Origin of the sequence: Eleftheria terrae (genome assembly GCF_030419005.1) — a bacterium.
Taxonomy (GTDB): domain Bacteria; phylum Pseudomonadota; class Gammaproteobacteria; order Burkholderiales; family Burkholderiaceae_C; genus Caldimonas; species Caldimonas terrae.
The window spans coordinates 3319878-3333893 of record NZ_CP106951.1; the positions used below are offsets into that span (position 1 = coordinate 3319878).

Consider the following 14016-nt stretch of genomic DNA (forward strand, 5'->3'; position numbering starts at 1 on the left):
CGCCGGCACGCGCCGCCACCGCGGGGGCGGCGGTCAGCGTGCTCACTTGTAGTACCCCCCGCGGCGCATCTCGCGCTCGGCCGCAGTCTGCGAGGCGGCCAGGGCCTGGTCCACGGTGACGCGGCCGGACAGGGCGGCGCTCATCTGCTGGCCCACTGCCACGCCGATGGACTGGAACTCGGGAATGGCCGCGAACTGCACGCCCACGTAGGGCGACTTGGGCAAGGTGCTGTCATTCGGGTTGGCGGTGCTGATGGCCTTCAACTCGGCATCGGCAAACTTGGCGGCCTGCTGGAACTCGGGCGTCGCATAGGTGGACTTGCGGGTGCCGGTGGGCACGTTCCCCCAGCCCACCTCCTTGCCGACCAGCTTCACATAGTCCTTGGAGGTGGCCCAGTGGATGAACTTCTGCGCCGCGTCGGCCTTCTGCGAGCTGGCCGGGATGGCCAGCGCCCAGGCCCACAGCCAGTTGGCACCCTTGGGCGTGACGGCGGTGGGCGCCTGCGCGAAGCCGACCTTGTCGGCCACCTTGCTCTGCTTGGGGTCGGAGACGAAGGACGCGGCGATGCTCGCATCCACCCACATCCCGCACTTGCCCTCGTTGAACAGCGCCAGGTTCTCGTTGAAGCTGTTGGCCGACGCGCCGGGCGGGCCGTACTTCTTCAGCAGGTCGACATAGAAGCCCACCGCGTCCTTCCACGGCTTGCTGTTGAGCTGCGGCTTCCATTGCAGGTCGAACCACTGGCCGCCGAAGGTGTTCACCATGGTGGACAGGAAGGCCATGTTGTCGCCCCAGCCGGGCTTGCCGCGCAGGCAGATGCCATAGACGCCGGCCTTCGGGTCGTGCACCTTGGCGGCGATGTCGCGCACCTGCTCCCAGGTGGGCCGATCGGGCATGCTCAGGCCGGCCTTCTTCACCAGGTCGGTGCGGTAGAGCGTCATCGAGCTTTCGCCGTAGAAGGGCGCGGCGAACAGCTTGCCGTCGGACGACAGGCCGGAACGGATGGCGGGCAGCAGGTCGTCGACGTCGTAGCCGGCGTCCGGGCGCAGCTCCTTCAGCCAGCCCTTCTTGCCCCAGATCGGCGTCTCGTACATGCCGATCGTCATCACGTCGAACTGCCCGCCCTTGGTGGCGATGTCGGTGGTCACCCGCTGGCGCAGCACCCCCTCCTCCAGCGTGACCCACTTCACCTTGATGTCGGGATGCGCCTGCTCAAAGTGCTTGGTCAGCTTCTGCATCTCGATCATGTGCCCGTTGTTCACGGTGGCCACGACCAGTTCGGTGGCAGCCAGCGTCGAGCCGGCCACTCCCAGGCCGAGAACGAGTGCGAGGCAAGGCTTCAGCTTCATGTGCGTCTCCTGCGGTTGTTGTGCTGAGCACCCCGAAGCGCGACGGCACTTCAGGTATCGCTAAGTTAACCGCCTGCAGAAGCAGAACCGATACCGTCGAATCCCTGTTCCGATACTTTTAAGCATCGGTTATCTGGTGTTTTCCCCAATTTTTTGCAACAGATGCAGTTTCCGGCGATTCGAGAATTAGTGCCGGCCCTTCCCCCATCGGAGGGTGGAACCGGTGCCGGCAGGGTGTGTCACAGTCCGGTGGCCCGGAATCCGGGCGTCTGCAGCACCCCACGATGAGTTCTTCCCACCTGGCCGCCGTCCGTTTTCCGGACGGCCATACCCTGTTCAGCGTCTTCGACGACCGCACCGGTCGCATCGAGCCGTCGCTGGTGCGGCAGGCGTCTTTCAATGATGACGAGCAATGGGCCGAAGCCCAGCTGCGCGAGCACGGCTGCGATGCGCAGACGCGGGTGCGGCGCCTGTTCGCCGCCGGCACCAACAGCCTGCTGGGCATCATCGCCGACCTGTCCGATGGGGCCGAGGAAGTGCTGGTGGAGGTGCCGGGCACCGCCCACCGCTGGCGCTCGGTGGCGCACCGGGAAAAGCAGATCCTGCTGACGGAGCTCAACCCGCTGGGCTGAAGTGCGGCGCCCCGCCATGGGAGGGCGCCGGCCGGCGAACGGCGTGGGCGACCGGGGCCCGGTGACAGGTGCGGGCGACGGGGGCAGCGGCAAGCACCGGCGAGGCGAGGATCACCGCCTCGCTGCCAGGCCGCTCAAGGCGTGACCGTCACGCCCACCACCGCGCTTTCACCGCGGTGGCCGGCATGGTCCCAGGCCCAGGCCACGTAATCCACCCGGGTGCTGGCACTGACCACTGGCGCCCGCACGTCGTCGAGGCGGAAGGGCGGGCGGTCGAGCCGGCCGAGCGACTCGCGGCGGCCGTCCACCAGGCGGAAGAACTCCACCTCGTCCACGTCCCCGCTGTCGTCGCTGGCTGCCGCCACCAGGGTAAGCCGGCCGCCCGAGGCCACCGGATCGGGCGTGACCGCCAGTTCCACCTCGGGATCGTCGCCGCCGATGCCGTCGCCGATGCCGACATAGACCCCGCCGCCGCAACCCGCCAGCGGCAAGGCCAGCAGGGCAAGCGGCAGCAGGAAGCGGCCAATGATCGAGGGCAGCAGCATGAGCATGCGACATGCTAAGCCGGCCTCTGCATGCCGGCAAGGCAGTGCGGCATTCCACCGGACCCGCAAAGCTCACCCCCGACAAACGGCGCCGATTGTTTCAAGCTGAAGAACATCGCTTCGCTGTGCACGAATATGCTCCGCTCCGCACAAGAATCGACGGAGGATTTCCTATGGCGCCGAAGCGCACCCTGTTCCTGTTGGCCGCGGCCGGCCTGGCCGCGCATGTGGCAAGCGCGGCCGATCTGCCGCGCTTCCGGGTGGAGGCGCTGCAGGCGCCCAGCGGCGCCTTCACCGCCACCGGCCTGAACGACCTCGGGCAGGTGGTGGGCCACGTCCAGCCGGCCGACGGCGAGTTCGCACGCAGCTACCTGTGGCAGGGCGGCCGGGTGCAGGCGCTGGCCAACCGCCTGCCGCACAGCGAGCTGCACCGCGTCGGCGCCCGTGCATCGGCCCTCAACAACAGCGGCGCCATCGTGGGCAGCGGCTTCACCGACCAGCACAGCGACATGCAGGGCGCGGTCCACTGGAGCTCGCCGAGCGCCGCCATTGGCAGCCTGCCCCACTTGCGGGGCCGCGACGGCGGCAGCGCCACCGCCATCAACGAGCACGGCACGGCGGTCGGCTCGAACCATGCGTCGCCTGGCCGGGCGGATGAAGCGCTCATGTGGAAGGACGGCAAGGCCCTCACGCTGTGGAGCCATGCCACCGGCGACCCCCGGTTCTACGTCGAGGGCCCGTCGGCGATGGCCCGCGACATCAACGACCATGACCAGGTGGTCGGGACGGTGGAGGTGCCGATGGCCGAATACCACGGCTCCCGCTGGTTCTCGCGCGGCCAGGCCATGTATTGGGAGAACGGCCAGGCGCGGCAGCTGCTCAGCGACCGGGCCGACTGGCACTTCACCGATGCTGCGGCCATCAACAATGCCGGCCTGATCGTCGGCGCGGCGGAGAAGTGGACCGCCGGGGACATCCAGTCCGCCTCCGGCTGGCAGCCGGCCGCATGGATCGACGGCAAGATGACCTTCCTCGACAGCATCGACGGCAGCGATGCCGACAGCGGCAGCCAGGCGACCGACGTCAACAACCAAGGCTGGATCGTCGGGCACGACGGCGGCCGGGCCGTGCTGTGGCTCGATGGCAAGGCCCTGGCCGTCAACTCGCTGCTCGACCCGAGCGCCGCCGGGTGGCGCTTCTCGCAGGCGATCGACATCAACGACAAGGGTCAGATCCTGGTGCAAGGCATCGACGCCGGGGGCCAGGCCACGTTCGCACTGCTGACGCCGGTGCCCGAGCCGGCGTCGGTGCTGCTGAGCGCCGGCGGCCTGCTGGCGATGGCCGGCTGGCGCCGCCGCCGCGCCCCGGCGCTCGCGACGGCCTGAGTCCAGGCAGGGCCCGGCGCCGCGCGGGACAGCGCCGGGCCACCGCCCCTGACAGCAGCCGACAGGGTCGCCCACTATGATGGTGGGTTTTCCGTTCACGGCCAGAGTCATGCCCGAGCGTCCTTCCAAGCGCAAACCCGCCTCGCCCTCCGCTGCCGAGCCCGCTTCGACGGCCGCCGCCACGGCCAGCCGCCCCCCCGGCAGTCCGGCCGCGGCCACGGCCGCCCCACCGGAGCCGGCCCGCCCGGCGGCCCGGGCGCCGGAAGGCCCGCTGATCCGGGTGCGGGGCGCACGCACCCACAACCTCAAGAACATCGACCTCGACCTGCCGCGCCACCAGCTGGTGGTGATCACCGGCCTGTCCGGCTCCGGCAAGTCCTCGCTGGCCTTCGACACGCTGTATGCCGAGGGCCAGCGCCGCTATGTCGAGAGCCTGTCGGCCTATGCGCGGCAGTTCCTGCAGCTGATGGACAAGCCGGACGTCGACGTGATCGAGGGCCTGTCGCCGGCCATCTCCATCGAGCAGAAGGCGACCAGCCACAACCCGCGCTCCACCGTCGGCACCGTCACCGAGATCCACGACTACCTGCGGCTGCTGTACGCGCGCGCCGGCACGCCGTTCTGCCCGGAACACCAGCTGCCCCTGGAAGCGCAGAGCGTGAGCCAGATGGTGGACGCCGCCGTGGCGCTGCCCGAGGACACCAAGCTGATGGTGCTGGCGCCGGTGATGCGCGACCGCAAGGGCGAGCATGCCGAGCTGTTCCAGGACATGCAGGCGCAGGGCTATGTGCGCTTCCGCATCGACGGCACCATCTACGAAGCCACCGAGGTGCCCAAGCTCAAGAAGACCGAGAAGCACGACATCGACATCGTGGTCGACCGCCTGAAGGTGCGCGCCGACGTGAAGCAGCGGCTGGCCGAAAGCTTCGAGGCCGCCCTGCGCATTGCCGACGGGCGCGCCCTGGCACTGGAGATGGACAGCGGCCGCGAGCACCTGTTCTCCAGCAAGTTCGCCTGCCCGGTGTGCAGCTACTCGCTGGCCGAGCTGGAGCCGCGGCTGTTTTCCTTCAACTCGCCGGTGGGCGCCTGCCCGTCCTGCGACGGCCTGGGCGAGGTGACGGTGTTCGACCCGGAGCGGGTGGTGGCCTTCCCGTCGCTGAGCCTGGCCAGCGGCGCCATCAAGGGCTGGGACCGCCGCAACGGCTACACCTTCTCGATGCTGGAAAGCGTGGCGCGGCACTACGGCTTCGACATCGACCTGCCCTGGGAGGAACTGCCACCCCAGGCCCAGCAGGTGCTGCTGCGCGGCTCCGGCGAGGAAGAGATCGAGTTCGTCTACCAGGCCGAGGGCACCGGCGGGCGCAAGCGCACGGTGAAGCGCTCGCACCCGTTCGAAGGCGTGATCCCCAACTTCGAGCGCCGCATGCGCGAGACCGACTCGGTGGCCGTGCGCGAGGAGCTGGTGCGCTACCAGAACGCCAAGCCCTGCCCCGACTGCCACGGCACCCGGCTGCGCCGCGAGGCGCGCAACGTCAAGCTGGTGGATGCCGGCAGCGGTGCGGCCCGCCCGATCTACGAGATCTCGCATGCCACCCTGCGCGAGGCGCTGCAGACCTTCGAGCAGCTGACCCTCAAGGGCGCCAAGGCCGAGATCGCCGACAAGGTGGTGCGCGAGATCCGCGCGCGGCTGAGCTTCCTGAACAACGTCGGCCTGGACTACCTCAGCCTCGACCGCAGTGCCGACACGCTCTCTGGCGGCGAAGCGCAGCGCATCCGGCTGGCCTCGCAGATCGGCTCGGGCCTGACCGGCGTGATGTACGTGCTCGACGAGCCCAGCATCGGCCTGCACCAGCGCGACAACGATCGCCTGATCGGCACGCTGCGCCACCTGCGCGACCTGGGCAACTCGGTGCTGGTCGTGGAGCACGACGAAGACATGATCCGTGCGGCCGACCATGTGGTGGACATGGGCCCCGGCGCCGGTGTACACGGCGGGCGCGTGCTGGTGCAGGGCACGCCCGACGAGGTGGCGGCCTGCGAGGACTCGCTGACCGGCCAGTACCTGGCCCGGCGGCTGCGCATCGGCGTGCCCAAGAAGCGGCATGCGCCGGACGAGGGCGACGCGGCCCGCCGCCTGCGCATCGTCAATGCCCGCGGCAACAACCTCAAGGGCGTCACGGTGGACATCCCCGTCGGGCTGCTCACCTGCGTGACCGGCGTCTCCGGCTCCGGCAAGTCCACCCTGGTCAACGACACCCTCTATACGGCGATGGCCCGCAAGCTCTACCAGAGCCATGCCGAGCCGGCGCCGCATGACGACATCGAAGGCCTGGACGCCTTCGACAAGATCATCAACGTCGACCAGTCGCCCATCGGCCGCACGCCGCGCTCCAACCCGGCCACCTACACCGGGCTGTTCACGCCGATCCGCGAGCTGTTCGCCGAGGTGCCCACCGCCCGCGAGCGCGGCTATGGCGCCGGGCGCTTCAGCTTCAACGTGGCCGGCGGGCGCTGTGAAGCTTGCCAGGGTGATGGCGTGCTGAAGGTCGAGATGCACTTCCTGCCCGACGTCTACGTGCCCTGCGACGTCTGCCACGGCAAGCGCTACAACCGCGAGACGCTGGAGGTGCTCTACAAGGGCCGCAACATCAGCGAGGTGCTCGACATGACGGTGGAGGAAGGCCGCGACTTCTTCAGCGCCGTGCCGACCATCGCGCGCAAGCTGCAGACGCTGCTGGACGTCGGCCTGGGCTACATCAGCCTGGGGCAGAGCGCCACCACGCTGTCCGGCGGCGAGGCGCAGCGGGTCAAGCTCGCGCTGGAGCTGAGCAAGCGCGACACCGGCCGCACGCTCTACATCCTCGACGAGCCCACCACCGGCCTGCACTTCGCCGACATCCAGCTGCTGCTGCAGGTGCTCCACCAGCTGCGCGACCACGGCAACACCATCGTCGTGATCGAGCACAACCTGGACGTCATCAAGACGGCCGACTGGGTCATCGACATGGGCCCCGAAGGCGGCGCCGGCGGCGGCACGGTGGTGGCCCTCGGCACGCCGGAAGCGATCGCCGCCCACCCTGACAGCTACACCGGCCGCTACCTCAAGCCGCTGTTGTGACGAAAGCGGCCGGCCGGTCCCGCCGGCCGCTTTACCGCATCGCCAGCGGCTTCGGCGAAGGAAGTGTCTCGCTTTGAAACACCTGCCGCGAGGTGCCCACAGGCCTTTAAACTGCCGCCGCGTCCTCGCTCCCCTCACCCCCTCCCTCACCTATGCGAGGACGCCTTTATGGCTCGCCGGCGGCTTCAGTGGTGCTGGCGAGCCTTCTCTTTTCCAGCCGCTCGATGAAGCGCCTCGGCCCCCTCCCCTGCCTGCACTCCACCGGTCTCGCCGACGGCTCGGCCGTGTCGTCGCGCTGCCCCGGACCCGCCGCCACCTGCATGGCACAGCTCGCGCGAAAAGGCCGGCCATGCCGCCCACTCCCCTGCGCCGCGAAGGGGCACGCCGGGACGCCACCGGCGATTTTTTGCGCACGCTAGACTGCGCCGCAACCAAGGAGGAAGCCCGTGAGCCTGACCGTCGACTACTACTTCGCGCCGCAGTCCCCATATGCCTACCTGGGGCACCAGCGCCTGTGGGACCTGGTGCGCGAGACCGGCGCGCAAGTGCGGGTGCTGCCGGTGGATCTGGGTGGTCGTGTGTTCCCGGTGTCGGGCGGACTCCCGCTGTCCAAGCGGGCGCCGCAGCGGCAGGCCTACCGGCTGATCGAGCTGCGCCGCTGGAGTGATTACCTCGGCCTGCCGATGAACGTGGAGCCGCGCTACTTCCCGGTCAACAGCGACGAAGCGGCCCGCCTGATCGCCGCCGTCGAGATGAAGGACGGCAGCGAAGCCGCCATGACGATCGCCGGCGCAGTGCAGCGCGCGGTGTGGGCCGAGGAGCTGAACATCGCCGACGAGGCCGTGCTGCTGATGCTGCTGGAGCGGCACGGGCTGCCGGCCCAGCAGCGCCTCGACGACTCGCACAGCCAGGCCGCCCACGAGCGCTATGAAGCCAATACCGAGCAAGCCATCCGCGCCGGCGTGTTCGGTGCACCGAGCTATGTGGTCGAGGGCGAGCTGTTCTGGGGCCAGGACCGGCTCGACTTCGTGGAGCGCCGCCTGCGCCAGGCGGCAGCCGCGGCGCGCTGAGCCGTCCGCCGCATCAGCACACCGGATCGGGCGCTCGGCTGCCCTGCAGCGCCAGCGGGCCGAAGCCCTCGACCAGCCACAGCGACACGTCGCCCGAGGCCGAGGCCGAGGCCGACGCTGACACGCTGAGACCCGCCCTGAGACCCGGATAGCGCCTGCAGCGCAGGCCTGCCACGCCGGCCCCGGCATCCAGCGGCAGCGACTGCAGGGGAAGCAGCCCCCCACCTCACGCAGTGTGTGGTGGCGGCTGTCCACCCCCCCCGGTGGCTCGCCAGCGCGAGCGCCCATCCCGTCAGCAGCAGCGCCAACAGCCGCCACCGCCTGCGGCCCAGCACTGCCAGGGCGCATCCAGCCAGCACGGCCGCCATGGCGAGCACCTGCCCGCTCATGGAAGGCGCCAGCACCGGGGCCGGTGCATCGCTGCCTGAAGACAGGAAGAAGTCGCTGCTGCTCCGCCGCAGCACTGCCGCACCGCACAGGCGCCGGTCGGGCCGCGAGCACGGCACCCAGCACCCGCCCGCGCGACATCTCAAGCCGCCTGTTGCGCCAGGCCGTGCATGCCTTGCGTCGGCCCGCGCGGCAGGGAGGCTGGCTTGCCGAGGGCGGGACGGTGGAACGCGGCTGGACAGGACGGCAGTGATGCATGGTTCGCAGTGGCGCCGGGGCTCGCCACTGTCAGCCGTGCGCACGTTCGCGCCGTTCGCAGCAGCCGGCTGGAAGGCGGTGTGCCTCAGCCGATCGGTCGTCTCCCAAGCGGCCATCGTTATGTCCGGGATCAATACATCCCCCGGACCAACCCTGCTCGTCCGCCAGACACTTTCCAGAATTTGAGACAGAGCGGGTTAACCCCTGTCCGCCGCACTTTTCCTTGCGAGACAAGCGCTTGGACGTGCCGGCGGTGTGTGGCATGCAGCTTGCGCTTAAGGGCCCAATGCCGGCCGGCTTGGGCCGGCGGGACAACACACCTCAGGAGACCCGTGTCGTGATCGAACCAGGTGCCTTTGCGGCCGGCCTGATGGCCGCTGCTGCCTGCTCAGTCTCTCGCCCCACGGCATCGCGCCGCCCCGTCCGCGGCCAGTCCCGCACTGGCGACGGCCGGGCCCGCGGCGCTTGCTTCGCCCTCCTGCCTGTGCAGCGCGACCGCAAGCCGGCCGCCGGCCTCGCCCGATGACGGCCGGTGCAGCGCCCGCGGTATTGGTGGCCCGCGGCTTGAGCAAGCAGTTCAAGGGCTTCACCGCGGTGGACCGGGTCGATCTGGAGGTGCGCCGCGGCACCATCCATGCCCTCATTGGCCCCAATGGCGCGGGCAAGACGACCTGCTTCAACCTGCTCACCAAGTTCGTCGAGCCGAGCGCCGGCAGCATCGTCTTCGACGGGCGCGACATCACCCGCGAGGGGCCGGCCCAGGTGGCGCGGCGCGGCATGGTGCGCTCGTTCCAGATCTCGGCGGTGTTCGCCCACCTCAGCGTGCTCGAGAACGTGCGGGTGGCCCTGCAACGCCGGCTCGGCACCGCGATGCACTTCTGGAGGAGCGAGGCCACCCTGACCCAGCTCGATGACCGCGCGATGCAGCTGCTCGAGGAAGTCGGCCTCGGCGAGTACGCCGGCCTCAGCGCGGTGCAGCTGCCCTATGGCCGCAAGCGCGCGCTGGAGATCGCCACCACCCTGGCCATGGAGCCAACGCTGATGCTGCTCGACGAGCCGACCCAGGGCATGGGCCACGAGGACGTCGAGCGCGTGACCCGGCTCATCCGCAAGGTCAGCGCCGGGCGCACGGTGCTGATGGTGGAGCACAACATGAACGTGGTGGCGTCCATCGCCGACACCATCACGGTGCTGCAGCGCGGCACCATCCTGGCTGAAGGCCCGTATGCCGAGGTGTCGCGCAACCCGGCGGTGATCGAGGCCTACATGGGCAGTGCCGACGCCGCGCTGGCAGGAGCCCACTGATGGCTGCCAGCGAACTGTCGCCACCGCCCGCCATCGCCAGCACGCCGGCACTGGAGATCCGGGGCCTGCACGCCTGGTACGGCGAGTCCCACATCCTGCATGGGGTGGACCTGCTGGTGCAGCCGGGCGAAGTGGTCACGCTGCTGGGCCGCAACGGCGCCGGCCGCACCACCACGCTGCGCGCGGTGATGGGCCTCACCGGACACCGCCGCGGCTCGGTACGGGTGCACGGCGTTGAAACGGTCGACCTGCGCACCCACCGCATTGCGCGCCACGGCGTGGCCTATTGCCCCGAGGAGCGCGGCATCTTCGCCAGCCTTTCTTGCGAGGAAAACCTGATGCTGCCGCCGCCCTTGCCCGGCAAGGGCCCCGGCATGACGGTCGACGAGATCTACCACCTGTTCCCCAACCTGCGCGAGCGTCGTCGGAGCCAGGGCACCCGGCTGTCCGGCGGCGAGCAACAGATGCTGGCGCTGGCCCGCATCCTGCGCACCGGCGCCGACCTGCTGCTGCTCGACGAGATCTCCGAAGGCCTGGCACCGGTCATCGTGCAGACCCTGGCGCAGACCATCCGCACCCTGAAAGCGCGCGGCTACACGATCGTGATGGTGGAACAGAACTTCCGCTTCGCCGCGCCGCTGGCCGACCGGCTGTGCGTGATGGAGCACGGCCGCATCGTCGAGGCCTTCAGCGCCGAGCGGCTGCAAGACAAGTTGCCCATGCTGCACGAGCTGCTGGGCGTATGAGGCCCGCGGTCGCGGGATGAAGCGCAGAACCGGCGGCCGTGGCCGCCACACAGGAGAGTGTTGATGAACTACAGCAAGGCCACCGTGGCGGCGGCAGTCCTGCTGGCACTGGGGCTGCCCCATGCCGGCGCCCAGGTCAGCGGGGACACCGTCAAGATCGGCTTCATCACCGACATGTCGAGCCTGTATGCCGACTTCGACGGCAAGCACGGCGCGGAAGCGGTGCGCATGGCCATCGAGGACTTCGGCGGCAAGGTGCTGGGCAAGCCGATCGAGTTCGTCTCGGCCGATCACCAGAACAAGGCGGACATCGCCGCGGCCAAGGCGCGCGAGTGGTACGACCAGGGCACCGACCTCGTGCTGGGCGGCACCAACTCCGGCACCGCGCTGGCCGTCAGCGGGGTGGCCGCCGGCAAGAAGCGGGTCTACATCAACGTGGGCGCCGGCTCCTCCCGGCTCACCAACGAGGAGTGCACGCCCTACACGGTGCACTATGCCTACGACACCATCGCGCTGTCCAAGGGCACCGCCTCGGCCATCCTGGCACAGGGCGGCAAGTCCTGGTTCTTCCTGACGGCCGACTATGCCTTCGGCCATTCGCTGGAGGTCGACACCGGCGCGGTGGTGAAGGCCCGGGGCGGCAGCGTGGCGGGCTCGGTCAGGCACCCGCTGAACGCCTCCGACTTCTCTTCCTTCCTGCTGCAGGCGCAGGCCTCCAAGGCCCAGGTGCTGGGTTTCGCCAATGCGGGCGGCGACTTCATCAGCGCCGTGAAGTCGGCGCGTGAGTTCGGCATTGCCAAGAACATGAAGATGGTCGGCCTGCTGGTCTTCCTGACCGACGTGCACAGCCTGGGCCTGCCCACCGCGCAGGGCCTGCTGCTGACCGACAGCTGGTACTGGGACCTCAACGACAAGACGCGGCAGTTCGCGCAGCGCTTCCAGGCCCGCACGAAGAAGATGCCGAGCAGCCCCCAGGCCGGTGACTACTCGGCCGTGACCGCCTACCTCAACGCGGTGAAGGCGGCCGGCACCGACGATCCCGACAAGGTGATGGCCGAGCTGAAGAAGACGCCCATCGACGACTTCTACGCCAAGGGCCGCATCCGGGCCGACGGCCGCTTCGTGCACGACATGTACCTGCTGCAGGCCAAGGCCCCGGCTGAATCGAAGGGCCCCTGGGATCTGCTGAAGGTGGTCGCCACGATGCCGGGCGAGCAGGTCTTTGCCACGCCTGCGGAATCAAAGTGCGCCTTGCTCAAGCGCTGAGCCCCTTCCCCGGCCCCGGCATCGCGCGTCCCCGACGCACATGGGCCGGCGGCCGGCCTCCACCCCCGTGCCTTGCTGTCATGGAAATCTTCGGTGTCCCCCTGCCCGCCCTGCTGAGCCAGCTGCTGCTGGGTTTGGTGAACGGCTCGTTCTACGCGGTGCTCAGCCTGGGCCTGGCCGTGATCTTCGGCCTGCTCAACGTCATCAACTTCGCCCACGGCGCGCTGTTCATGCTGGGCGCAGTGCTGGCCTGGGTGGGCCTGGACAGCCTGGGCCTCGGCTACTGGAGCATGCTGGTGCTGGCCCCGCTCGCGGTGGGCCTGGGCGGCATGCTGATCGAGCGGCTCCTGCTGCAATGGACCTACCGGCTCGACCCGCTGTACGGCCTGCTGCTGACGCTGGGCATCGCGATGGTGCTGGAAGGCGTGTTCCGCGCCCGCTACGGCGTCTCGGGCCTGCCCTACGAGGCGCCGGAGGCACTGACCGGTGCGCTGGACCTCGGCTTCATGGTGTTGCCGGTCTACCGCGCGTGGGTCGTGCTGGCCTCGCTCACGGCCTGCATCGCCACCTGGTACCTGATCGAGCGGACGCGCCTGGGCGCGCTGCTGCGCGCCGGCACCGAGAACCCGCGGCTGGTGGAGGCCTTTGGCGTGAACCTGCCGCTGATGGTCACGCTCACCTACGGCGGCGGCGTCGCGCTGGCGGCCTTCGCCGGGGTGCTGGCGGCGCCGGTGATGCAGGTCTCGCCACTGATGGGGCAGAACCTGATCATCGTCGTGTTCGCGGTGGTGGTGATCGGCGGCATGGGCTCCATCCTGGGCTCCATCGTCACCGGCCTGGCCCTGGGTGTCATCGAGGGGCTGACGCGCGTGTTCTATCCGGAGGCCTCCGCAACGGTGGTCTTTTTCATCATGGTCATCGTGCTGCTCGTGCGCCCTGCGGGCCTGTTCGGGCGGCTGCGCTGAAGGAGGAACGGATGCCTTCCCGCAAGATCCTCTATGCCCTGCTGCTGGGCGGCCTGCTGGCCGCACCCTGGCTGGGCGCCTACCCGGTGTTCGTGCTCAAGCTGCTGTGCTTCGGACTGTTCGCCTGCGCGTTCAACCTGCTGCTCGGCTTCACCGGCCTGCTGTCATTCGGCCATGCGGCGTTCTTCGGCGGGGCAGGCTATGTCTGTGCCCATGCACTGAAGGCCTGGGGCTGGACCCCGGAGCTGGGCCTGCTGGCCGGTACCGCCTCGGCGGCCCTGCTCGGCGCGGTGATGGGGGCGCTCGCCATCCGCCGCGAAGGCATCTACTTCTCGATGATCACGCTCGCGCTGGCGCAGATGGTGTACTTCTTCTGCCTGCAGTCGCCGCTCACGGGCGGCGAGGACGGCCTGCAGGGCGTACCGCGCGGGCACCTGCTGGGCCTGCTCGATCTGAGCGACGACCGCGTCCTCTACCCAGTGGTGCTGCTGATCGTGACGGCGGCCTTCCTGCTGATCGAGCGCATCGTGCGCTCACCGTTCGGCCAGGTGTTGCGTGCGGTGCGCGAGAACGAACCACGCGCGCTTTCGCTCGGCTACGACACCCGGCGCTTCCGGCTGCTTGCGTTCGTGCTCTCGGCCGCGCTGGCCGGGCTGGCCGGTTCGCTGAAGGTCCTGGTGATGGGCTTCGAGACCCTGACGGACGTGCACTGGTCGATGTCGGGCCTGGTCATCCTCATGACGCTGGTGGGCGGGCTGGGCACCCTGAGCGGCCCGCTGGTCGGGGCACTGGTCGTGGTGGTGCTGGAGAACAAGCTGGGCGAGCTCGGCGAGGCACTGGCCCGCCTGAGCGGCCTGGAGGCTTTTCACGCCCTGGGTGAGTCGGTGGGCACGGTCACCGGCGTCATCTTCATCGTCTGTGTGCTCGCCTTCAGGCGCGGCATCATGGGCGAAATCGTTCACCGGCTGCCGGCCCGGAGGGCGTGAGTC

The 14016-nt window shown here is 69.5% G+C and carries 11 protein-coding genes; 9 read left to right on the forward strand and 2 right to left on the reverse strand.

Features of this window, described 5'->3' with window-relative positions:
* Positions 1-42: 42 nt before the first annotated feature.
* Positions 43-1350, reverse strand: a complete 1308-nt coding sequence (locus N7L95_RS14675) for an ABC transporter substrate-binding protein (RefSeq protein WP_301255990.1) — start codon at positions 1348-1350, stop codon at positions 43-45.
* A gap of 284 nt (positions 1351-1634) precedes the next feature.
* On the opposite strand from N7L95_RS14675, the gene N7L95_RS14680 reads away from it, so the two are divergent.
* The gene (locus tag N7L95_RS14680) at positions 1635-1982 is read left to right on the forward strand and encodes a hypothetical protein (RefSeq protein ID WP_301255991.1); all 348 of its coding nucleotides are present in this window, start codon (positions 1635-1637) and stop codon (positions 1980-1982) included.
* A gap of 134 nt (positions 1983-2116) precedes the next feature.
* Here the strand turns inward: N7L95_RS14680 and N7L95_RS14685 are convergent, their stop codons facing one another.
* Positions 2117-2533, reverse strand: coding sequence for a hypothetical protein (locus tag N7L95_RS14685; protein WP_301255992.1), 417 nt, complete (start codon positions 2531-2533; stop codon positions 2117-2119).
* 167 nt (positions 2534-2700) lie between these two features.
* On the opposite strand from N7L95_RS14685, the gene N7L95_RS14690 reads away from it, so the two are divergent.
* The 8 genes from N7L95_RS14690 to N7L95_RS14725 all read left to right on the forward strand — a co-directional run bounded on the left by N7L95_RS14690 (position 2701) and on the right by N7L95_RS14725 (position 14013).
* Entirely contained in the window at positions 2701-3912 is a 1212-nt protein-coding gene (locus N7L95_RS14690; protein ID WP_301255993.1) for a DUF3466 family protein, read from the forward strand.
* 109 nt (positions 3913-4021) lie between these two features.
* Positions 4022-7030 carry an excinuclease ABC subunit UvrA gene (gene uvrA, locus N7L95_RS14695; protein WP_301255994.1) on the forward strand — a complete coding sequence of 1003 codons (3009 nt, stop codon included), beginning with the start codon at positions 4022-4024 and terminating at the stop codon, positions 7028-7030.
* 446 nt (positions 7031-7476) lie between these two features.
* Positions 7477-8100 (forward strand): 2-hydroxychromene-2-carboxylate isomerase, encoded by a 624-nt coding sequence (locus N7L95_RS14700; RefSeq protein ID WP_301255995.1) that lies wholly within the window; start codon positions 7477-7479, stop codon positions 8098-8100.
* Between the two features lie 1167 nt (positions 8101-9267).
* The gene (locus N7L95_RS14705; RefSeq protein ID WP_301255996.1) at positions 9268-10050 is read left to right on the forward strand and encodes an ABC transporter ATP-binding protein; all 783 of its coding nucleotides are present in this window, start codon (positions 9268-9270) and stop codon (positions 10048-10050) included.
* Positions 10050-10796 (forward strand): ABC transporter ATP-binding protein, encoded by a 747-nt coding sequence (locus N7L95_RS14710; RefSeq protein ID WP_301255997.1) that lies wholly within the window; start codon positions 10050-10052, stop codon positions 10794-10796. The genes N7L95_RS14705 and N7L95_RS14710 overlap by 1 nt, the downstream gene beginning before the upstream one ends.
* Positions 10797-10859: 63 nt before the next feature.
* Positions 10860-12062: an ABC transporter substrate-binding protein gene (locus N7L95_RS14715; RefSeq protein WP_301255998.1), complete on the forward strand. Its 1203-nt coding sequence runs from the start codon at positions 10860-10862 to the stop codon at positions 12060-12062.
* Between the two features lie 80 nt (positions 12063-12142).
* Positions 12143-13027, forward strand: a complete 885-nt coding sequence (locus N7L95_RS14720) for a branched-chain amino acid ABC transporter permease (RefSeq protein WP_301255999.1) — start codon at positions 12143-12145, stop codon at positions 13025-13027.
* Positions 13028-13038: 11 nt separating this feature from the next.
* Positions 13039-14013: a branched-chain amino acid ABC transporter permease gene (locus tag N7L95_RS14725; protein ID WP_301256000.1), complete on the forward strand. Its 975-nt coding sequence runs from the start codon at positions 13039-13041 to the stop codon at positions 14011-14013.
* Positions 14014-14016: the final 3 nt, after the last annotated feature.

Bases quoted from the DNA above. Each gene is read 5' to 3' on its own strand.
- N7L95_RS14675 (WP_301255990.1), bottom strand. From the start codon at position 1,350: ATGAAGCTGAAGCCTTGCCTCGCACTCGTTCTCGGCCTGGGAGTGGCC.
- N7L95_RS14680 (WP_301255991.1), top strand. From the start codon at position 1,635: ATGAGTTCTTCCCACCTGGCCGCCGTCCGTTTTCCGGACGGCCATACC.
- N7L95_RS14685 (WP_301255992.1), bottom strand. From the start codon at position 2,533: ATGCTCATGCTGCTGCCCTCGATCATTGGCCGCTTCCTGCTGCCGCTT.
- N7L95_RS14690 (WP_301255993.1), top strand. From the start codon at position 2,701: ATGGCGCCGAAGCGCACCCTGTTCCTGTTGGCCGCGGCCGGCCTGGCC.
- uvrA (WP_301255994.1), top strand. From the start codon at position 4,022: ATGCCCGAGCGTCCTTCCAAGCGCAAACCCGCCTCGCCCTCCGCTGCC.
- N7L95_RS14705 (WP_301255996.1), top strand. From the start codon at position 9,268: ATGACGGCCGGTGCAGCGCCCGCGGTATTGGTGGCCCGCGGCTTGAGC.
- N7L95_RS14710 (WP_301255997.1), top strand. From the start codon at position 10,050: ATGGCTGCCAGCGAACTGTCGCCACCGCCCGCCATCGCCAGCACGCCG.
- N7L95_RS14715 (WP_301255998.1), top strand. From the start codon at position 10,860: ATGAACTACAGCAAGGCCACCGTGGCGGCGGCAGTCCTGCTGGCACTG.
- N7L95_RS14720 (WP_301255999.1), top strand. From the start codon at position 12,143: ATGGAAATCTTCGGTGTCCCCCTGCCCGCCCTGCTGAGCCAGCTGCTG.
- N7L95_RS14725 (WP_301256000.1), top strand. From the start codon at position 13,039: ATGCCTTCCCGCAAGATCCTCTATGCCCTGCTGCTGGGCGGCCTGCTG.